Origin of the sequence: Streptomyces coeruleorubidus, from assembly GCF_028885415.1 — a bacterium.
Classification (GTDB): Bacteria; Actinomycetota; Actinomycetes; order Streptomycetales; family Streptomycetaceae; genus Streptomyces; species Streptomyces coeruleorubidus_A.
The window spans coordinates 7395795-7417028 of sequence record NZ_CP118527.1 but is presented as its reverse complement, the minus strand read 5'-3'; the positions used below and the strand labels follow the sequence as shown (position 1 = coordinate 7417028).

Annotated in this window: 15 protein-coding genes; 10 read left to right on the top strand and 5 right to left on the bottom strand. The window is 71.4% G+C overall.

From position 1 onward, the window contains the following. Nucleotides 1-78: 78 nt before the first annotated feature. Nucleotides 79-474, bottom strand: coding sequence for a cell division protein SepF (locus tag PV963_RS34420; protein ID WP_010033798.1), 396 nt, complete (start codon nucleotides 472-474; stop codon nucleotides 79-81). Nucleotides 475-668: 194 nt separating this feature from the next. On the opposite strand from PV963_RS34420, the gene PV963_RS34415 reads away from it, so the two are divergent. Both PV963_RS34415 and PV963_RS34410 read left to right on the top strand, forming a co-directional pair. Then, nucleotides 669-4769, top strand: coding sequence for a bifunctional nitrate reductase/sulfite reductase flavoprotein subunit alpha (locus PV963_RS34415; RefSeq protein ID WP_274820366.1), 4101 nt, complete (start codon nucleotides 669-671; stop codon nucleotides 4767-4769). A gap of 97 nt (nucleotides 4770-4866) precedes the next feature. Then, nucleotides 4867-6597 carry a hypothetical protein gene (locus PV963_RS34410; RefSeq protein ID WP_274820365.1) on the top strand — a complete coding sequence of 577 codons (1731 nt, stop codon included), beginning with the start codon at nucleotides 4867-4869 and terminating at the stop codon, nucleotides 6595-6597. Between the two features lie 8 nt (nucleotides 6598-6605). Here the strand turns inward: PV963_RS34410 and PV963_RS34405 are convergent, their stop codons facing one another. Continuing rightward, the gene (locus tag PV963_RS34405) at nucleotides 6606-7121 is read right to left on the bottom strand and encodes a YceI family protein (RefSeq protein ID WP_274820364.1); all 516 of its coding nucleotides are present in this window, start codon (nucleotides 7119-7121) and stop codon (nucleotides 6606-6608) included. Between the two features lie 109 nt (nucleotides 7122-7230). Here PV963_RS34405 and PV963_RS34400 point away from each other — a divergent pair, with 109 nt between their 5' ends. The 8 genes from PV963_RS34400 to PV963_RS34365 all read left to right on the top strand — a co-directional run bounded on the left by PV963_RS34400 (nucleotide 7231) and on the right by PV963_RS34365 (nucleotide 17578). Further along, a complete protein-coding gene (locus PV963_RS34400) occupies nucleotides 7231-7722 on the top strand; it encodes a MarR family winged helix-turn-helix transcriptional regulator (RefSeq protein ID WP_274820363.1) in 492 nt (163 codons plus the stop codon). A gap of 95 nt (nucleotides 7723-7817) precedes the next feature. After that, a complete protein-coding gene (locus tag PV963_RS34395) occupies nucleotides 7818-9323 on the top strand; it encodes a hypothetical protein (RefSeq protein ID WP_274820362.1) in 1506 nt (501 codons plus the stop codon). 32 nt (nucleotides 9324-9355) lie between these two features. Next, nucleotides 9356-12088, top strand: a complete 2733-nt coding sequence (locus PV963_RS34390) for a hypothetical protein (RefSeq protein WP_274820361.1) — start codon at nucleotides 9356-9358, stop codon at nucleotides 12086-12088. A gap of 92 nt (nucleotides 12089-12180) precedes the next feature. Continuing rightward, on the top strand, nucleotides 12181-14019 hold the full coding sequence (locus PV963_RS34385; RefSeq protein ID WP_274820360.1) for an FAD-binding and (Fe-S)-binding domain-containing protein: 1839 nt from the start codon (nucleotides 12181-12183) through the stop codon (nucleotides 14017-14019). 197 nt (nucleotides 14020-14216) lie between these two features. Continuing rightward, nucleotides 14217-15569, top strand: a complete 1353-nt coding sequence (locus tag PV963_RS34380; protein WP_274820359.1) for a hemolysin family protein — start codon at nucleotides 14217-14219, stop codon at nucleotides 15567-15569. Continuing rightward, nucleotides 15566-16588 carry a hemolysin family protein gene (locus tag PV963_RS34375; protein WP_274820358.1) on the top strand — a complete coding sequence of 341 codons (1023 nt, stop codon included), beginning with the start codon at nucleotides 15566-15568 and terminating at the stop codon, nucleotides 16586-16588. The genes PV963_RS34380 and PV963_RS34375 overlap by 4 nt, the downstream gene beginning before the upstream one ends. Nucleotides 16589-16975: 387 nt before the next feature. Further along, nucleotides 16976-17200, top strand: a complete 225-nt coding sequence (locus tag PV963_RS34370) for a hypothetical protein (protein ID WP_274820357.1) — start codon at nucleotides 16976-16978, stop codon at nucleotides 17198-17200. A 204-nt stretch (nucleotides 17201-17404) separates the two neighbouring features. Beyond that, nucleotides 17405-17578 carry a hypothetical protein gene (locus PV963_RS34365; protein ID WP_274820356.1) on the top strand — a complete coding sequence of 58 codons (174 nt, stop codon included), beginning with the start codon at nucleotides 17405-17407 and terminating at the stop codon, nucleotides 17576-17578. 3 nt (nucleotides 17579-17581) lie between these two features. On the opposite strand, the gene PV963_RS34360 is transcribed toward PV963_RS34365, so the two are convergent. The 3 genes from PV963_RS34360 to PV963_RS34350 form a co-directional block, all read right to left on the bottom strand. Then, nucleotides 17582-18700 carry an acyltransferase family protein gene (locus PV963_RS34360; protein WP_274820355.1) on the bottom strand — a complete coding sequence of 373 codons (1119 nt, stop codon included), beginning with the start codon at nucleotides 18698-18700 and terminating at the stop codon, nucleotides 17582-17584. Between the two features lie 258 nt (nucleotides 18701-18958). Next, nucleotides 18959-20044 carry an IS630 family transposase gene (locus PV963_RS34355; RefSeq protein ID WP_274814345.1) on the bottom strand — a complete coding sequence of 362 codons (1086 nt, stop codon included), beginning with the start codon at nucleotides 20042-20044 and terminating at the stop codon, nucleotides 18959-18961. Between the two features lie 101 nt (nucleotides 20045-20145). Continuing rightward, nucleotides 20146-21207: a peptidoglycan recognition protein family protein gene (locus tag PV963_RS34350; protein ID WP_274820354.1), complete on the bottom strand. Its 1062-nt coding sequence runs from the start codon at nucleotides 21205-21207 to the stop codon at nucleotides 20146-20148. Nucleotides 21208-21234 lie beyond the last annotated feature (27 nt).

Here is a 21234-nt window from a genome sequence, read left to right as displayed (position 1 = left end):
CTCCGCCCACAGGGCGAACCGTTCCGTCTCCCGGGGCTTCCTACGAACGGGCGACCCGGCCCGCAGGGCACGTCACGTCTACACCCCGGGAACCCCGACCCCCTCCATCAGCCCCGTCACCTCGGTCCCCGCCGGCGTCAGCAGGAACACGTTGCGGTCGACGCGGTGCATTCCGCTGGCCAGGCCGAAGACGACGCCTGTGCTGAAGTCGAGGACGCGCTTGGCGACCTCCGTCTCCGCGCCGGTCAGGTCGAGCAGCACCGGCACGCCCGCCATCAGGGTCTCGGCGACGTCGCGGGCGTCGGCGAAGACGTTCACGCGCAGCACGACGAAGCGGCGTCGCGCCTCCGTCTCGGCCTCGGGTATGGACCGGTGGTCGACGGAGGACGGCCAGGCGTCCCGGCCCCGCAGCGGCACGACCTGGGCGAGCCCCTCCCACTGTTCGTCGGTGACATCGTGGCTGTTCACCGGCATGCTCCGTCCTGGCTCCCGCTGGCTGTCTGCATCGGCCAATTCTTGCGCACGGTCACCCGTTCGGCCCAACAGCGACACGCTCCGCCACCTCTTTGCACCTCACAACGGCCGGAATGCGGCTGTGTGACGGGCGTAACTCCTGGTGATCAAGCAATGTGACACCTGCGTAACGGGACATTCGTACCGTCGACGGCATGACCTCGACCCCCCGGCCGCAGCAGGAGACGCAAGCGGTGCGCACCGTCTGCTCGTACTGCGGGGTGGGCTGCGGCCTCGTGCTCGATGTGACCATGGGGCCGGACGGGCGGCGCACGGTCCTCAAAGCCTCCGGCGACAAGGCGCACCCGGCGAACGCGGGCCGGCTGTGCACCAAGGGCGCCACCACGGCCGACATGCTCGCCGCGCCCGGGCGGCTGACCACCGCGCTGGTCCGGGACGACCGGGGCGAGGAGCCGGTGCCCTCGCCCGTCGCCGACGCGATCGCCGAGACCGCCGCGCGGCTGCGGGCGATCGTCGACGCGCACGGGCCGGACGCGGTCGCCTTCTACGTGTCCGGGCAGATGAGCCTGGAGGCGCAGTACCTCGCGAACAAGCTGGCCAAGGGGTTCGTGCGGACCAACGCGATCGAGTCGAACTCGCGGCTGTGCATGGCGAGCGCCGGCACCGGCTACAAGCTGTCGCTGGGCGCGGACGGGCCGCCCGGCTCGTACGAGGACTTCGATCAGGCGGACGTCTTTCTCGTCATCGGCTCGAACATGGCCGACTGCCATCCGATCCTCTTCCTGCGGATGATGGAGCGGGTCAAGGCCGGCGCCAAGCTGATCGTCGTCGATCCGCGGCGGACCGCCACCGCCGCCAAGGCCGATCTGTTCCTCCAGGTCAGGCCGGGAACCGACCTCGCGCTGCTGAACGGCCTGCTGCACCTGCTGCACGCGGACGGGCACACCGACCCGGAGTTCGTCGCGGCCCACACCGAGGGCTGGGAGGCCCTGCCCGGGTTCCTCGCCGACTACACCCCGGCGGCGGTCGCGCAGATCACCGGGCTCGCCGAGGACGACATCCGCCGGGCCGCCCGGCTGATCGGCGAGGCCGGCAGGCAGTGGATGAGCTGCTGGACCATGGGGCTGAACCAGTCCACGCACGGCACCTGGAACACCAACGCCCTGGTCAACCTGCATCTGGCGACGGGCGCGATCTGCCGTCCGGGCGCCGGGCCGTTCTCGCTCACCGGGCAGCCCAACGCCATGGGCGGGCGCGAGATGGGCTACATGGGCCCGGGGCTGCCGGGGCAGCGGTCGGTGCTCGTGGAGGAGGAGCGGGCGTTCGTCGAGGACGTGTGGGAGCTGCCGCCCGGGACGCTGCGGGCCGACGGGGTCGGGCAGGGCACCGTCGAGATGTTCCGGAGGATGGCCGACGGGGAGATCAAGGCCTGCTGGATCATCTGCACCAACCCCGTCGCCTCGGTCGCCAACCGCCGTACGGTCATCGAGGGCCTGGAGGCCGCCGAGTTCGTCGTCACGCAGGACGTGTTCACCGACACCGAGACGAACGCGTACGCCGATGTCGTCCTGCCCGGCGCGATGTGGACCGAGGCGGAGGGCGTCTTCGTCAACAGCGAGCGCAACCTCACGCTGACCCGGGCCGCCGCGGACCCGCCCGGCGAGGCGATGGCCGACTGGCGGATCATCGCCGAGGTCGCGTGCGCGATGGGCTACGAGAAGGGGTTCTCGTACGACAGCGCCGAGCAGGTCTTCGAGGAGATCCGGCGGTTCCACAACCCGAAGACCCAGTGGGACCTGCGTGGAGTCTCCTACGAGCGGTTGCGCCGGACGCCCGTGCAGTGGCCGGCCGCGCGGGAGGACGGGCCGGAGCGCAATCCGGTCCGGTACGTGGGCGACGACGGGCTGCGGTTTCCGACGGCGAGCGGTCGTGCCGTCTTCTTCGCCCGGCCGCACCTGCCCGCCGCCGAGATGCCGGACGACGACTATCCGTTCGTGCTCAACACCGGGCGGGTGCAGCACCAGTGGCACACGCTCACCAAGACCGGGAAGGTCGCCAAGCTCAACAAGCTGAACGCCGGACCCTTCGTGGAGCTCCATCCGCAGGACGCCGACGCGCTGGGGGTCGCGGAGGGCGATCTGGTCGAGGTGGCCTCGCGGCGCGGGCGTGCCGTGCTGCCCGCGGTGGTGACGGACCGGGTGCGGCCGGGCTGCTGCTTCGCCCCCTTCCACTGGAACGACCTGTTCGGCGAGTACCTGAGCATCAACGCGGTGACGAGCGACGCGGTGGATCCGCTGTCGTTCCAGCCGGAGTTCAAGGTGTGCGCGGTGTCGCTGACGAAGGTGGCGACGCCCGTGCGAGAGGCGTCCGTGCAAGAGTCGGCGAGCGCCGTGCGCGAGGAACCGGCCGGGGCTCTGATGCCGACGACCGTCACCCCGGGCGGCGCCGACCCCTTCGGTCTCCAGCCCTCCCCTCCCCCGGTCCTGTCCGCCCAGGAACGCCAGTACCTCACCGGCTTCCTCGCCGGGCTCGGCTCGGGCGCCCCCGGCGTTCCGGTGCTCCCGCCCGACGCGCCCTTCACCCCCGAGCACGCCCTGTGGGTCAACGGGGTCCTCGCCGGCATGTACTCGCGCTCGGCGCCACCGGCCGCCCCCGCGAGGGAGCCGTCCGGCCGTGAGGTCGTGGTGCTGTGGGCCTCGCAGACGGGCAACGCCGAGGAGTTCGCCACCGCCACGGCCGAGCGGCTGACCGCGACGGGGCACCGTGCGACCGTCGTCGGCATGGACGAGGCGGACGTCGCCGCGCTCGCCCGCACGGCGGACCTGCTCTTCATCACCAGCACCTTCGGGGACGGCGACGCGCCCGACAATGGCACCGGCTTCTGGGACTCGCTCTCCGGCGAACGGGCGCCGCGGCTGGACGGGGTGCGGTACGCCGTGCTGGCCTTCGGCGACTCCTCGTACGACGACTTCTGCGGGCACGGGCGGCGGCTGGACGCGCGGCTCGACGAGCTGGGCGGGGTGCGGCTGGCGCCGCGTACGGACTGCGAGCCGGACTACGAGCCCTCCGCCGGGCAGTGGCTCGACCAGGTGCTCTCGGCCCTGGGCGGTGCGGCCACCGCCCCGGCCGACTCCCCGACCGGCTCCCCGGCCTCGCGACCGGAACCGAAGCCGAAGCCGAAGCCCGCCGCCACGGTCGCCCGGCTCGTCGGCAACCGGCTGCTCAGCGGGCCGGGCGCGGGCAAGGAGGTCCGGCGGTTCACCTTCGACACGAGCGGGACGGACCTGGCGTACGAGACCGGGGACGCGCTCGGCGTGCGGCCGGTCAACGCACCGGCCCTCGTGGCGGAATGGCTGGCGGTGACCGGGCTGGACGCCGGGGCGGCCGTCGAGGTGGCCGGTGTCGGCGAGGTGCCGTTCGACGAGGCGCTGGCCCGGCACCTCGACATCACGAGGATCACCCCGGACCTGCTGCGGTTCGTCGCCGAACGCGCCCGGGACAAGCACGAGTTGCGCAGGCTGCTGCGGCCCGACAACAAGGACGGGCTGGCGCAGTGGTGCTGGGGGCGGCAGGCCGTGGACGTGGTCGCCGAGTACGCGGTGCGGGCGAGCGCCGAGGAGTGGGCCGGGGTGCTGCGCAAGCTCCAGCCGCGGCTGTACTCCATATCGTCCAGCCCGCTGGTCGATCCGCAGCAGGTGTCCCTGACGGTGTCCGTGGTGCGGTACGAGAACCTGCACGGGCTTCAGCGCGGCGGGGTGTGCTCGCCGTTCCTCGCCGACGCCGGGGCGGACACCGACGTGCCGGTGTTCGTGCAGCGCTCGCCGCACTTCCGGCCCCCGGCCGACGCGTCGACGCCGATGGTCATGGTCGGCCCCGGCACCGGCGTCGCGCCGTTCATCGGTTTCCTCCAGGAGCGGCGGGCCCTCGGGCACCGGGCCCCCAACTGGCTGTTCTTCGGCGAGCAGCACCGCGCGACGGACTTCTACTACGAGGACGAGCTGACGGCTCTGCTCGACGAGGGCACCCTCACCCGTCTGGACACCGCCTTCTCCCGCGACCAGCGCAACAAGGTGTACGTGCAGGACCGGATGCGCGAGCACGGGCCGGAGCTGTGGCACTGGCTGCGCGACGGCGCCCGCTTCTACGTCTGCGGCGACGCCTCCCGCATGGCCAAGGACGTGGACCGGGCCCTGCGGGACGTCGCGGTGGCGCACGGCGGGCTGAGCGAGGCGGAGGCCGCCGCGTACGTGAAACAACTCGCGGCGGACAAGCGGTACGTGCGGGACGTGTACTGAGCTCCTGAGAGCGCACGGCGGCTCCTTACTCGTCTCACACCCGTCTCTTCACCGCCGTCCGGCCCCCGCTCACCTGCGGCGATTAGCGTCCTGCGGCGTGTACTCGGCAGAAACCACACTGGTCGTACCCGGCCCGCGCACGCAGTCGGCGGCGGCCGGGCCGCCGTCCCCGGCCCAGTGGCACCGCGTCCTGACCCTGCTCGCCGACATCAGCCTGCTGATCGGTACCCGAGCGGTGTGGGCGACGGCGGCAAGTCACCGGCCGGCCGTGGCCGCGGTGATCTCGGCGTGCTACGCCTCGATCCTGGCGTGCGGGGTGCTGGCCCTTGTCGTCCGCCGGGAACGGTCGCTGGCCCGGGTGGACCTGTGCGTGCTGGTGACGGGCGTGACGCTCACCCTGTGCGCGTGGATCATGCTGCACCACGGCTCCGACGAGGCGCTGCTCACCACTCAGGCGGCACGGGAACTGGCCGCTGGGCACCCGGTGTACGGGCAGCCGTGGCCCTGGCTCTTCGGCCACGGCGTGGCTCTCACCCCGACGGTGACCGGGGGCTACGACCTCACCTACGGCTATCCGCCGCTGGCCCCGCTGCTGGCCGTGCCGCTGCTGTGGCTGGGCCACGGCGGTACCCCCGCGACGGCGGTGAGCACGGGCGCGCTGGTCGCCGGCACGGTCGTGCTGTGGCGGAGGCTGCCGGCGCCGTGGCGGTCGGCGGCGACCATGGTGTGTCTGGGCTTCGGGATGCTGCCGTCGTACGCGCGGCTCGGCTACCCGGCGATCGTGGCCCTGGCCCTGCTGGTGCCGGTGGTGGTGCGCTGGCCGGGTACGGGTGCGGGCGGGCGGCTCGGGGCGGCGGGTCTGGCGCGGGCCGCGTGTCTGGGGGCGGCGTGCGCGGCACAGCAACTCCCCTGGTTCCTGGCGCCGTTCCTGCTGGCCGGGATCTACGCCGTGCGCCGCGGCGAGCTGGGCGGCCGGGCCGCGGCGGCGGTGGTGCTGCGGTTCGCCGGGGCCGCGGCGACCGTGTGGCTGCTGATCAACACCTACTTCGTCGTCAGCGAGCCGGGCCCCTGGCTGACGGGGATCGCCCTGCCGCTGACGCAGGGCGCGGTGCTGCACGGGCAGGGTGTGGTGGACATCTCGCTGTACCTGACCGACGGCAGCGACCGGCTCGACTGGTACTCCTCCGCGAGCCTGCTGCTGCTCGCGGGCCTGCTCGTGCTGTTCGTGCTGAACGTACGGCGGCTGGGTCCGGCCGCGACCGTCCTGCCCTGGTGCGCCTTCTATCTGGCGACCCGCTCCCAGGACGGCTACTACCTGCTCATGACGCCGCTGTGGCTGGCGTCGGCCGCCACCGCTCCCGCGTCGGCGTTCGCCGGGGCGTGGCAGCCCCGGCCGCGGTTGCTGTCCGGGCCGCGGCGCCGCCCGGCCCGGATCGCCCTGACGGTGCTGCTGCTCCTGCCCGCGCTGGGCGGCGCCGCCGTGGCGGCGACGGGTACGCCGCCCCTGCGCATGCGGGTCGTCGCGGCCCGCCACCCCACCCCGGCGACCGTCTCCCGCCTCACCCTCCAGGTCACCAACACCGGCGACACCGCCCTCGCCCCGCACTTCACCCTGACCATGGGCCAGGGCATGGATCCGTACTGGCGGATCGTCCGGGGCCCGCACACCCTGCCCTCGCACACCACCGCCCGCTATGAACTCCGGCCGCCCGGGGGCCGGTTCACCCTGCCCCGGCCGGGTGCCCGGATCCGTCTGCGCGCGTTCACGGCGTCGCCGCAGACCCTGTCGAGCGCGGATGTGCAGCAGGCGGTGCGCCGGGCGGGCTGACGGCGGCGTCAGCCCGTGGCCCGGGTGAAGCGGAGGGCCGCGGTGACCGTGGTCCGGCCGCGGATCATCCCCAGCTGGTTCCAGCCCATGCCGAACTGGTCTCGGTCCACGCTGAACTCCGTCTCCAGCGTGAGTCCCGTGGCGTCCCCGTCCTTCAGACGGGCGGTGAGGGACAGCGGCCTGCTGACGCCGCGCACGGTGAGCTGACCGACGATGTGCACCTGGTCGCCGTCGCGGAGCTCGGCGCTGCGGGCCGCGAAGGTGATCTCGGGGTGGTGGTCGGCGTCGAAGAAGTCAGCGGACCTCAGGTGGGTGTCGCGCTTGGCGTTCTTGGTGTCGAGGGAGGCGACGTCGAAGGTCAGGGTGCCGACGGCGGACCCGTCGGGCCGGACCTCACCCGAGCCGCTGATCGCGCCGAAGGTGCCCTTCACGGTGACCAGGCCCCACATGGTCTTGTGCCGGATGCCGACGGTCGAGGCGGTCGCGTCGAGCTGCCACAGTCCGGTTTCCACGGCGACGGTCATGATCCTTCTCCACTCATGTCGTTCAAATTTGGATGACTGCACGCTAGCGGCTCATTCAAAATTGGACAACCCCCTGTTCCAAATTTGGACGACAGGTAGGCTGGGACCTATGGCCGACCACCAGCAGCACCCCGCCGACCTGCCTGAATGTCCGTCCGCCGAGGGCGGCGGACTGCTGCCGGCCGAGCTGCGCGCCTGGATGCTGCTGCTCGCCGCGACGGGGGCGGTGGAGCAGCGGCTGCGCGCGGTCGTGAAGGAGAAGCTGGACGTCTCGCACGACGAGTTCCTGATCCTGTGCCTGCTCGCGGAGCAGCCCGAGGGCGGCCTGCGCATGACGCGCGTCGCGGAGCTCCTGGGCCGCCCGAAGACCCGCCTCACCTACCAGATCGCCTGCCTCCAGCACGCCGGCCTCGTCACCCGCAGGTCGGTGTGCGGTGACAAACGCGGCGTCGAGGTCACCCTCACCGACAAGGCCCGAGGCCTCCTGACCGAGGCCTCCGGCCCGCTCGCCGAGACGGTGACGCAGTCCCTGGCCCGCTTCATGGGCCCGGACCAGCGTGAGGCGCTGTGCGCGCTGGTGCCGGACCTCGCGAAGGAGTGACGGGAGGAGAGCGACGGAACCCCTGTTGTCAGTGGTCGCCCTCATGATGGGACGTGGACGGGTGACCAGGCTCGGAGGGGGATGCGGTGGACGCGATGACGGCGACCGAACTGCGGGAGACGTTCGGGCTGTCGGCGAGTGACTGGGAGCGGATCAGCTCGCGCCCCGGCATGATCGCTCCGGTCGATCCGAAGCACTCGGGTGGTGTCACGAAGTGGTACGGGCAGGCGTTCGCCCGCTGGCTGGCCCGTACCCATCCCGGGCTGGCCACCGAGGTGCCCGTGCTGCTGCGTCCGGCGGCCGCCGACCGGCATCACTATCTCGGCGGCCGGCATGCCACACACGACGAGATCGGGTCCGGCCGGGCGCACTTCGCCGGGCTGTGGAAGACCGAGGCGGGGGTGGTGGCGGTCGCCTACCCCAAGTCCTACGCCTTCGCGCCGCGTGAACTCCTGGAGTGTCACGAAGAGGCCACGACCATCGTGGTCGTCCGGCACGACTACGCCCTCTACGGCCCCGACCTAGTTGCCGTCGACCGTGCCCGCCCCGACACGCCTTACGAGCCCCTGTGGTCGGAGATCGCGGCGCACATCGGCACGCAGGTCCCCTGGTGGCCCTCGGAGTTGCGCAGGCCGGACCATCTGGTCGCGTGGCGGCCCGGTGACGCACCCGTTCCCGTCGAGGTGGTCACCTGGCCCTCCTGGGAGCCCCTCTACGAGCTGGCGCGGATGGAGCCGGAGGGCTCGCCCGTGCGCGCCGCCTGCTTCACCATCGGGCATGAGATGCGGACCCGAGCCGCCGAGTCGGCGGAGCACGAGGTGACCGACATCCTCGACAGGATCCTGGAGTTGCGAGGGTCCGCCGATGCGACGGCCAAGGCGGAACGGGCAGCGATGGTCCTGCCGGCCGTCCCCGCGACCGACGACCCCGGCGAGTCCGAAAGCGTTCCCTCCGATGTCGTCGCCCTGGGTCTGGCGGAGTTGTGCGCGCGCGCCGATGACCGTGCGGTGGAGTGCCTCGAACAGATCAGCATGTGGAGCGAGAAGGACCTGCCGTTCGGCGGAAGTTTCAGCGTCACCAGGTCCAACGTCTCCCGCACAGGGGCGGAGTGGATCAACCGGCTGCGTCCGGTCAGGCCGACAGCCATTCACCGCCTCTGGACCGGGGAGGGTGACAAGACTGTGGGGACGTTCGTCGACCCCGTCACGGGGAGTCCCGTCGTCGCGTTCAAGGGCAGGTTCATGTTCCGTGACAGCCGCGAGATCAGTTACCTCGGCCGCGCGCCCAAGCGGCTGCCCGCAGGATCCGTCCTCAACGAAGTAGTCCTCGACGAGCCGATCTGGGTGCGGACCACGGACGGTGTCCTCTATCCGGCGCCCAGCATGGAGGCGCCCGGGCTCTCGTGGGGCTACAGCGGTTCGGGGCCCATGACGCTCGCGCAGTGCGTCGGCCGGCTCCTCGACGACGGCGCCGCCCACGCGGTCACCTACGGCACGGCAGAGCAGCACGAACCAGGGCTCGAAGCGTTCTTCAAGCGGGAGCACAAGGCGGGCACGCGGGTATCGAGACGAGAGCTCGAACGCCTCCGCGCCTCGTCCTGACTCCGTTGTCCTCCGTGAAAGGCCGCTCCACCGTGCCCGGACCCCGCCGGAACTCCGACCCCTTCCAGCACATGCGGGAGGCGATCGCCTATGAGAAGACGGTCGACGCCTGTCTGCGCGAACCCGCCGTCGCCCGACGGCTCGGCAAGAGGCCACAAGCCACACCGGAGAACGTACGCACGCACATGCTGAGCGAAGCGAACGTGCAGCGAGCCCTCGACCCGTGCCGCGGCAGCCTGCACCGCTTCCGAGCCGCGCTGCGGAAGTACGAGGCCACCCGGACGCGGGTCGACTACCTCCACGACCCACTTGCCCCGGAGACGATCACCCTCATCCTGCTGTCACTGGGGTTCCTGGTGGCCCTCGCCGTGGCTCCCTGGACGCTCGTCGCCGTCGCGGCTCTCCTGACGGGCGGAGCCGGGCTCGCCGTCTGGCGAAATCACCTGTGGCGCATGCACGTTCGACACAATCTGCGCGAACGGGCCCTGAGGTTGGTCCTGTTCGTGCGAGAACAGCAGATGGACTCCGCGGAACGGTCGTGGCGGCGCGACCTTCAGGTCAACGGCCTGGGGCCGCTGATGAGCCAGGTGGTCGAGGCGCTCCTGGGCGACGACCACGACTCCCTGCTCCTGCCGGACGGCTACGAGGGGCTGCGCTCCCCACGGAACCGGCAGTACGTCATCGGCAACGAGGCGTCCCGGCGGCTGTCCCGCAAGGTGGCCCAGCTGGAGGGCGGGACCATCGCCGTCAGCGGGCCGCGCGGCGCGGGCAAGTCGACCCTGCTGGAGAGCTGCGCCGAGGAGGCCGACTTCGCGGTCGTCGTCCAGGCACCGGCGTCCTACTCGCCGTACGAGTTCCTGGTGTCGCTGTACATCAGGGTCTGCGAGAGGTATCTGACGCTGGCCGACCGTGAGATCCCCGAGTTCGCGCGGTTGTCCGCGTTCCGCAGAGCCGCCCGGCGCCTGGTGCCGGCGGTGAGGCGGGGGACGCGGTACCTGGTGTTCGCGGTGTCCGCGGGCGCGCTGGTCACGTTGGGACTGGCCGCCACCGCGCGCTCGGTCGGCGGGCGGTACGGGAAGGCCGTGCGGCTCCGTGCGGAGGTCGCCTGGGCGGACATGGCCGACACGGCCCAGGCCGTCTGGCGTGGGGAGCGCATCGGCGTGGCCCTCGTGGTGACGCTCGCCGGCGTGCTTGTCTGGCGGCTGCGCCGGTCGGCGCGAGTGGGGTCGCTGCTGCGGACTGGATGGCTGCTGACCAGTGTCGTCAGCGGCTATCTGCTGGTGATCGCGGCGCCCGTCTCCCTGCTTTTCGACTCCGATGTCCACCGCAATGCCCGCGACCTGATCGAAAAATCGCCCATGGGACTCCTCCTCATGGTCGTAGCGTTCCTGGTCTTCGCTTACCAGGCCGGGGAGTTCGAGTGGAAGGTGGCGGTGTTCGTCCTCGGCACCGAACGCATCCGTCGGGCCGTCACCGCCGCCCTGCTCGTCTGCACCCTGGTGCTCCTCTACCGGATTCACCCGGTTCAGGCCATGGTGACCGACACCGGCAACCTGCTCCGCGTCGCCTGCTTCCTCCTCGGCTTCGTGCTGATCAGGGCGGGCTCCTGGACCGTCCCGCAGCCGGAGCCGCCCCTCGTCACGAAGTGCCACAACGAGCTCTTCCGGCTCCAGACGGTGCAGACCTCCTCGTCGGCCATCACCGCCGGGCCACCTCAACTGCTGGCCGCACACACGTCCTCGCTGTCCACCGTGCCGCCCGCCATGCCGGAGCTGGTCGCCGACTTCCGTGAGCTGCTGACGAGCATCGCCCGGGAGCAGTTCGCCAAGAAGGGCCGTGTCGTCATCGCCATCGACGAGGTGGACCGGCTGGGTTCGGACACACAGGCCCTGGCGTTCCTCGGAGAGATCAAGGCGATCCTGGGCGTGCCGCACGTCCACTACCTGATCTCGGTGGCCGAGGACGTCGGCGCCTCCTTCGTCCGCCGGGGCCTGCCGCACCGGGGAGTGACCGACAGTTCCCTGGACGACATCGTCCATGTACAGCCGTGCACCCTCGCGGAGTCCAAGGACATGCTCGAACGACGGGCGCCGGAACTATCCGAGCCGTACAGTCTGCTGGCCCACGCCCTGTCGGGGGGACTGCCGCGCGACCTCATCCGCTACGGGCTGCGCATCATGGAGATCGAGGACAAGACGCGGTTCTTCGAACTCACCGACATCTCACGCCAGATGATCCTGGAGGAACTCGCCGAGACCCTGGCCGGGTTCCGCACCCTGCTCGGCAAGGAGCAGTGGACGGCCGACACCAGCACGATACTCCTGTCCTTCCGGAGCCTCATGGGTCACCTCCAGTACCTGTGTCCCTGCCCGTCCACCGATCTCCACCGAGCCCTGCAGCACGTCGCCTTCTACGACCTGGACCAGCAACTGGGCCCCACGGCGGCGGCCGTACCGGAGTCCACCCGACTGCTGATCGACGAGGCGTCGACCTATGTCCTCTTCTCGCTGACGCTGCTGGACATCTTCGGTCGGCCGGACCTCGCCCGGCGCAGAGCGGACGCGGCCCGGCACGGTCCGGACGGTGACCCGGACCTGCTGGCCCAGGCACGGCAGGAGCTTGAGGTCTCGCCGTACAGCGCAAGGCCGCTCATAGCCGCCATCAGGTCGGCCTGGGGGCTGCTCGCGAGACCGTCCAGCAGCACGGTCACCACAATCCCCCGGGGGCACGGCGTCCCGTGCTCGCTCCACGTGCGTACACCCTGACCCAGGCGGCGTCGTTCCCGATCACGCGGTGGTTGCCCCGGCAACCGCATGGGTACCCGGCGCCTGACGTGCCGAGACGTGAAGGAGGCACCGTGGGCGCGCTGGACCTGCCGGAACCGGTCGTCCGTGACGGGGCCGCACCGCCCGTCGACGTCAAGGCGCTGGAGGCGGCGTTGCGCGAGCGGGTCGACGGTGAGGTGCGGTTCGACGGGGGGAGCCGGGCCGCGTACTCGACGGACGCGTCCAACTTCCGGCAGACGCCGATCGGGGTCGTGGTGCCGCGCACGCCCGAGGCGGCGGTGGAGGCGGTGGCCGTGGCGCGCGAGCACGGGGCGCCGGTGCTGTCGCGGGGCGGTGGGACGAGCCTGGCCGGGCAGTGCACCAACACCGCCGTGGTGATCGACTGGTCGAAGTACTGCAACCGGCTGGAGTCCGTGGACGCCGACGGCCGTACCTGTGTCGTGCAGCCCGGCATCGTCCTGGACGAACTCAACCGGCGGCTCGCACCCACCGGCCTGCGCTACGGCCCCGAGCCCGCCACCCACCCCAACTGCACCATCGGCGGCATGATCGGCAACAACTCCTGCGCCACCGCCCAGGCGACCGGCAAGGTCGTCGACAACATCGCCCGCCTGGAGGTGGGACGCGCCCGGCTGCTGTTCGAGATGCTCGACGGGCACGGCGACAGCGCGATACAGGAGGGCTGGCGTTCGCAGGAGGTCAAGGACGCCCTCGATCTGTGCCTGGCGTGCAAGGGCTGCAAGAGGGACTGCCCGGCCGATGTCGACATGGCCACCTACAAGGCGGAATTCCTGTCCCACCACTACCAGGGCCGGCCCTGGCGCCGGCCCCGCTCGGACCTGTCGATGGGCTGGCTGCCGGTGCTCGCCCAGGCGGTCGGACGCACCCGGCTCGGCCCGGTCGTCAACGCGCTCACCCACACCGCGCCTGCGTCGAAGGCGGCCGTCGCCGTGGCCGGGGTGGCGGACCGGGAGGTGCCGCTGTTCGCCGGGCGGACGCTCCAGCAGTGGTTCGGGGAGCTCGAGCCCCGCGGCGACGGGTGGCGCGGGACGGTCCTGCTGTGGCCCGACACCTTCACCAACCACTTCCACCCGCACATCGGCCGGGCCGCTGTCGCACTGCTGGGACACGCGGGCTGGCGGGTCGAGCTGCCCACCGAGCCGCTGTGCTGCGGGCTGACCTGGATCTCCACCGGCCAGCTCGGCATCGCCGAACGCGTCCTGACCCGGACCGTGCGCCGGCTCGCCGGGCACGTCCGGGCGGGTGGTCTCGTGGTCGCGCTGGAGCCGAGCTGCGCGGCCGTGTTCCGCTCCGACGCGGCCGAGATGTTCCCCGGCGACCGCGACGTGCGCCGGCTGCGCGAAAAGACGGTGACCCTCGCCGAACTGCTCACCGAACACTCCCCCGGCTACGAGCCCTCGCGGGTGCCCGAGCGGTCCGCGCGGGCCCTGGCGCAGGTGCACTGCCACCAGCACGCGGTGCTCGGCTGGGACGCCGACCGGGAGCTGCTGCGCCGGGCGGGGGTCGACGCGGAGCGGCTGGAGGCGGGCTGCTGCGGGCTGGCCGGGAACTTCGGCTTCGAGCGCGGGCATCTCGACGTCAGCGAGGCGTGCGCGGAGCGCGCGCTGCTGCCGCGGCTGCGCGCCGAGGACGAGGCGACCGTGGTCCTGGCCGACGGTTTCAGCTGCCGTACGCAGATCCACGAGTTCGACAGCGGCGGCCACGAGGGCGTGCACCTGGCGGAGCTGCTGGCCTCGGCCCTGCCCGGCGCCCCGGGCAGCGCGTACGGCGTCGCCCCGGGCGCCCGCCCCGCGCCCCCGGCCCGGCGGGCCCGGGCTCTCGCGCTGGCCGGCGCCGGGCTGGCCGCAGCCGGTGCCGGTGCCAGGCTGGTCCGCGGATTGCGACGCTGAGCCGCCATGCCCGAGCGACGGTCTCTACACCGTCGTAGAATCCGGGAACACGGGCGCGACGACGAACGTTGCCCCGGAGACACACCACGCATAAGGAGCCACTTGTTGTCCGCCAGTCCGACGGACCCCGCGGGGCACAGTCCCCGACCATTCCGCCACGACACCAGTGATCGCGGCACACGGCGGGATGGTGTTCGGTGAGTGCCGCGAACGCCCTCCTGGGCCTGCTCGCCGTGTTCGTGCTGACCGCCGGCACCGGCTACTTCGTCGCCCAGGAGTTCGCCTACGTCTCCGCGGACCGGCTCACCCTCGCGCGCGAGGCCGAGGCCGGGGACAAGAAGGCCGCCCGCGCCCTGCGGGTCCTGGAGCGGCTGTCGTTCATGCTGTCGGGCGCGCAGCTCGGCATCACCGTCACCGGCCTGGTCGTCGGCTTCATCGCCGAGCCGTCGGTGTCCGCGCTGCTCAGGCCCGCCCTGTCCGGGCTCGGCCTGCCCGGCGCGGCCGTGAGCGGCGTCTCCGTGACGCTGGCCTTCGTCCTGGCCACGGTCGTGCAGATGGTGCTGGGCGAGCTGGCCCCGAAGAACCTCGCCATCGCCGTGCCGGAGCGGCTGGCGAAGGCGCTGGCCCCGTCGACGCTGGCGTATCTGAAGGTCGTGGGCCCTGTCGTACACGTCTTCGACAGCGCCGCGAACAAGCTGCTGCGCAAGGCCGGCATCGAGCCGGTCGAGGAGCTGCATCACGGCGCCACGCTGGAGGAGCTGGGCCATCTGATCGGCGAGTCGCACGAGCAGGGCGCCCTGCCCAAGGACACCGCCGCGCTGCTGGACCACGCGCTGGAATTCTCCGAGCGCACCCTCGACGAGGTGATGGTGCCGCGCGCCGACGCCGTCTTCGTCCGCAAGGACGCCGGCGCCGACGAGGCGGTCGGCCTGATCGCCGAGCACGGCCACTCCAACTACCCCGTCCTCGGCGACCACCCGGACGACATCGTGGGCGTGCTCGGCGTGCGCGAGCTGATGGCGCTGCCTGCCGCCCGCCTCGCCGGCGCGAGTGCCGGTGAGGTGGCCCGGCGGCCGCTACTGCTGCCGGACACGCTCGCGCTGCCCGACGCGGTGACGCGGATGCGGGAGCAGGACGACGAGTTCGCGGTCGTCCTCGACGAGCACGGCGGCGTGGCGGGCATCGTCACGTACGAGGACATCGCCGAGGAACTGGTCGGCGACATCGCGGACGAGTCCGACAAGGTGACCGTGCTCGCCATCGCGGACGGCGACGGCTGGCTGGTGGACGCCGGCCGCCGGCTGGACGAGGTGGCCGAGGCCACCGGTGTCCGGCTGCCGGAGGACGACGACTACGACACCGTGGCCGGACTGGTCGTGGACCGGCTCGGCCGCTTCCCGACGGTCGGCGACCGGGTCACGGTCGAGCTGCCCGAAGGCGGCCGCGCCGTGATCGACGTCCGCACGCTGGACCGGCACGTGGCCGACCGCGTCCGGATTAGTCCGTTCGTGGACGCCGAGGAAGCCGAAGAAGCCGAGGAGATGGCGTGAGTTTCCCGATGGCGGTCTTCGTGACCGTGCTGCTGCTGATCGGCAGCGGCTTCTTCGTGGCGGCCGAGTTCGCGCTGGTCGCCGCCAAGCGGCACCGCATGGAGAAGGCGGCGGCCGAGGGGCGGCGCGGAGCCGGGGCGGCGCTGGCCGGTATGCGCGAGCTGTCGCTGATGCTGGCCGGTGCCCAGCTGGGCATCACCGTGTGCACGCTGGGCCTGGGCTCGGTGTCGAAGCCGGCGATCTCGCACGAACTCGACCCGCTGCTGCACAAGCTGGGCCTGCCCGGTGCCGTGAGCTACGGCGTGGCGTTCGCCGTGGCGATGGCCGTGGTGGTGTTCCTGCACATGGTGGTCGGCGAGATGGCTCCCAAGTCGTGGGCGATCGCCCACCCCGAGCGTTCGGCGATGCTGCTCTCCCCGCCGTTCCGGGCCGTGGTGCGAACCGTACGGCCGCTGATCCGGCTGCTCAACGCGGTGAGCAACGCGCTGGTACGGCTGTGCCGGGTGGCCCCGCGCGACCAGCTGGCCTCGGTGCACAACCGGGAGCAGCTGACGCACCTGGTGGCCGAGTCCGAGCGGCTGGGCCTGATCAGCGCGACCGACTCGGAGCTGCTGACCCGCTCGCTGACCGAGCCGGAGACGCCGGTCGCGGCGCTGCGGATCCCGGCCGCGGAGCTCACCTGGGTCGAGGGCGGCACGGACGTCGAGGCGCTGCTGCGGCTGGCCACCGGCCTCGACCGCACCCGGTTGCTCGTCCGGGAGAACGGCACCGTCCTCGGCTCGGTCCACGCCCGTGACGCCCTGGTCGCCCGGGCCCGGGGGCGTGCGACGACCGCCCGCGAACTGGCCCGTCCGGTACCCGAGCTGACGGAGGCCACCACGGTCGCCGACGCGATCGAGGTGCTGCGCCGCCGCCGGTCCTCCCTGGCCGTGGTCCGTGACACCGCCGGCCGGCTCACCGGCCTGGTCACCCTGGACGACCTGCTGGCCCGGCTGATGCAGTCGGCCGCGGCGGCCTGACGGAGCGGAATCCGAACCTCCAGCCAATCTGCACACCGTTCGCCAGTACTCCATGGGACGGCACGCCGGGCGCCAAGTCCGCGGCACGCCATGGGAACTTGGCGTCGAAGTGCCCGCTTCGGGAATCGGGGCGCAATACACGTGGGCGTGGCAGGGCGACAGACTGTGTGAAGGAATGGGCGCATTTCGTGTGCCCGTGGTCATGGCAGTGAAGGAGGTCGTCGAAAGACGCGGTGGTGAGCCGGGATGCGGCTGGAACTTTTCTGCCACGGAGTGCTTTGATCCTGGGCACGGCGGAGCCGTCGGTGCGGAATCTCGGTTCCGGGTCCGGCAACCCCCCACGCGCGCCGCCATTGCGAGACATTCACGCGAAGGGAAACACCTCCAATGAACCTCACCCCTCAGGTCGACAGCGCCGAGCTCTCCGACGCCGACCTGGACAACGTCTCCGGCGGCATGGCGGGCGGCGCCTCCCTGGACCTCGCGGGCAGCCTCACCAGCGGCCTGATCGAGCCCCTCACCGCAGGTGCCTGCGCCGAGCTCCAGGGGGCCCTGTCGCCGGAGGGCGCTGCGGCCGGCGGCAGCGGGGGCATTCACACGACGTCGCTCTGACGACATCCGCGTAAGGGCCCCGGGACGCGATTCCCGGGGCCCTTCGCCGTACCCAGGACTTTCCTCACGGTCGCAAAGTTGGGGAATTTGCGAAGCTCGTGACGGAATTCTGGACATGACCGGGGTGGGTAACACCGCGGCAGGGCATGACGCAGACTTACACAGGCCCCTCAGAACCGGCTGTAAAGCGATAGGACAATCCCTGTGAAACCCGACTCGACCCGGAACGAAGAACTGCCGATCTACGAGAGCCTCATACGCGAACGCGGTGACGTCGTCGAAGAGGCTCGCGTGGTCGCCGAAGAGACGCAGCACCAGATGACGCAGGCCCTGAACGGGCACGCACCGGTGCAGCAGGAAGCCGGCGCCCAGCAGTAGGCATCACCCACGGGCATCGCCCGGCCGCGGGACCGCGTTCGCCCTGCCGAAGGCCCACGCCATCCCCGGTTCCGTCACGCAGCGGAAGACACGCCGCACGGGCGACGTGCACAGCGCCGTGACGACCACGGCCGCGACCAGGGCGGCGGCGACCGCGCCGACGGGCCGGTGGACCCAGGCAGGCTCGTACCAGCCCCAGTGCTTGGCGGCCTGCGCGACGAATCCGTGCAGCAGATAGCCGTACAGCGTGCCCGCGCCCAGCGCGGTGAACCACGTCCGGCGCCCGGGCACCCAGGCGAGGAAACAGGCGACCAGGACGGCCGAGCAGCCGAAGGCGGCCAGCGTCATCACGGGCCCGTACCAGAACGGGGCGGCCAGTTCCCGGGCGCTGTCGGCGTGGAAGAACCACGCGTAGTTCATCCGCGGCACCGCCCAGTACGCCACCCCCAGGGCGCACCCGGCCACCGGCACGGCGAGGATCCGCACCGTGCGCCGGCGCACCAGCCGGAAGTGCTCCGGCCGCAGCAGCAGGCCGAACACGAAGTACGGCAGGAACTGGAGGGTGCGCTGGAGGTCGAGGTCGTGGCCGATGGACGGCGAGAGCGTCGCCAGCATCGCGACGACGAGGGCCGTCGGCAGCGGCCGGCGCACATGCCGCCACAGGGGCGTCGTCAGCCGCCAGACGAACAGCGCCGCCAGGAACCAGGTCAGATACAGGGGATCCAGCAGGCTGACCGGGCGGTCGGGGTCCTGGCTGGTCCACCGGGTGAACAGGGTGTACGCCGTCTCGAACACCACGTACGGCACGGCGACACCGGTGACCAGGCGTTTGAGGCGGCCCGGGGTCCCGTCGAAGGTGCGCGAGAAGTATCCGGAGACGATGATGAACGCCGGCATGTGGAAGGCGTAGACGAACATGTAGAGGGCCGTGACGGCCCTGCTGCCGGGCCGCAGCGGCTCCCAGGCGTGTCCCACGGCCACCAGCACGATCGCCAGGTACTTGGCGTTGTCGAAGAACGCGTCCCGCTGCCGCACCGGCCGGGCCGCCGCCCCCTGCTCCCTTCCCCGGGAGGCCCGGTCCTCCTCGGCCGCCGGGCGGACCGTCGTCACCGTGTCACTCACGGGGCCCTCCCGAAGCAACGCGAAGCGGCTGTGCCTCGTCCTACTCGGGATAAGGGGGTGGGGTCTGCGCAGAACATCGCCCGCACCCTAATCACAGGGCCGTGCCCCGGTTCAACTCGTAACGGAGGTGACTCGCTTCGGTTCATGCCCGGGTATACGTGTCCGGACGGGCGATCGTCTCCGTGAGGGAGACGGTGAAGGGATGCCGCGGCTCGGTCAGGAACGGTCCACGCCTCGTCCGTCGCCGCCAGACAGGTCCTAGTGTCCCGGTCCGGAGATCCTGTCGCAGTAGCGGCAGATGCGGTCGATGATCTGGTCTGCGGTCTTGGTCCACTTGAAGGGCCGGGCCTGCTCGTTCCAGGTCTTGATCCAGTCCTCGAGGGCGGTCTTGAGCTCGTCGAGTGAGCAGAACACGCCGCGTTCGAGGCAGCGCCGCTGTAGTTCGGCGAACCACCGCTCGACCTGGTTGATCCAGGACGAGTAAGTCGGGGTGAAATGCAGCTCGAACCGGGGATGGGCCAGAAGCCACTTGTGGACCACCGGCGCCTTGTGGGCGGAGAGGTTGTCGCAGATCACGTGGACCGCCAGGCCGGGATCGGTCTGGCGGTCGATCTCGTCGAGGAAGTCGCGGAAGTCCACGGCCCGGTGCTGCGCGGACAGCTTGCCGATCACCTTGCCGGTGGCGGTGTTCAGGGCGGCGAACAGGTCCACGGTGCCGTGCCGGACGTAGTCGAAGCTGCGCCGCTCGGGGATGCCCGGGACCATCGGCAGTACCGGAGCTGTCCGTTCCAGGGCCTGGATCTGCGGCTTCTCGTCGACCGCGAAGACGGCCGCGTTCGCCGGCGGGGCGAGATACAGTCCGACCACGTCACGGATCTTGTCGATCAGCAGCGGGTCCGGAGAAATCTTGAAGGTCTCCGTGCGCCAGGGCTGCAGCCCGAAGGCCCGCCAGATCCGCAGCACACTCGTCGGCGAGATCCCCACCCGCCGGGCCAACTCCCGCTTCGACCAGTGGGTGGCGCCCTCGGGCACCTCTTCCAGCGTGCGCACCACCACCTCTTCCACCTGGGCGTCGGTGATGGTGCGGGGCACGCCGGGACGCAGCTCGTCGGACAGACCATCGAGACGGCGCTGCAGAAATCTGGTCCGCCACCGGCTCACGGTCCCCCGATCAGTGTCCAGCCGCGCGGCCACCGCGGTGTTGTTCAGCCCGTCCGCGCACGCCAGCACGATCCGTGCCCGCTTGGCCAGACCCTGCGCGGTTGTCCGCCGTTTGGCCCACCCCTGCAACACCAGCCGCTCGTCCTCGGATAACACCAGCGGTTGCAGCCTGCTGTCCCCCATTCCTCCAGCAGACCGCAGCCGCCAGCCGCTGTCACCGCCCGAGCCGAAATCTGAAACGAACCACGACTCACGTGGCGAGACGTGAACTCAAGACCAGATCACTAGGTCTCCTTCCACACCAGCACGGTCAGCACCGCGCTGGCGACGGTGACCGGGGCGGCGGCCTGGTTCAGCAGCCGCACCCGCATGCTCCGGCCCGACGGGAGCCGCTTCGTCAGGGGCACGACCGCGAAGGTGCCGCCCCCGGTGCCGACGATCTCGTGGATGGGATGGTCCGCGCGGTGCTGGTCGCCCTGGTATTCCGACATGCGCGCCTGGACGACCGCACCCGTCGGCAGTCCGTCTATGTGGAGGCTGACGCTCCCGCTGAACCGGGCCGGGCCACGGGCGAATACGCTCCCGCCGGTGGCGTGGTCGCCGGTCTCGTCGGCCCACTCCGTGGCGAACTCGATCGAGTCCCAGGCTCCGGGCGCGAGCCGATATCCCCCGGAGATACCGAGGTTGACGTACTGGGGCATGGGGTCCTCTCCTTCCCACAGGCCCGCCGGGAGGGCCAGGGCCTCGGCGACGTCACGGCGGAAGTCGGCCATGTCGAATCCGCGCGGGTCGACCTTCCAGTCGCTCCATTCCAGGTGTCCGATCGCGCTCTTGGGGCCCCAGCCGTGCGCGCGGCAGACCGCGGCGGTGGCCTTGACGATGGCGATGTACTGGGCAGTCGGCCACGGATCCTTGCCGTCGCCCTTGTTCTCGCACTCCCAGCCGTAGAAACGGGCGTTGCCGTCGACCGCGCCCGCCGAGCCGTCGTGCTCGTGCGTCGCGGGCGGGTAGGTGCCGTACGACTCGCCGATGACGGCATCGAGCACGTCACCGTCGCCGCCACCGGCGTGGTTGGCCCGGCCGTTGCCGGTCAGGTGGACGACGCCGTCCTTGGTGATGCATCCGGTGGCGAGCGGACCGGGCAGGGCGCTGTGGCCGTGGTAGATCAGCTCGACGACGTCCGTGCCGGGCCCGGTGACGGTGTGGTGGATCATCACCCCGTGCACGGGACCCCACGGACCCTTGTGGTTACGGTTGTTGGTGCGCCATCCGCCGACCTCGTGAACGGCGCAGCCCTCGGCCTTCAGCGCGGCGACGAGCCGGGCGGCGGTGAGCGGGGTGGCCATGAGTCAGTCCTCCGTTCCGGCGCGTTC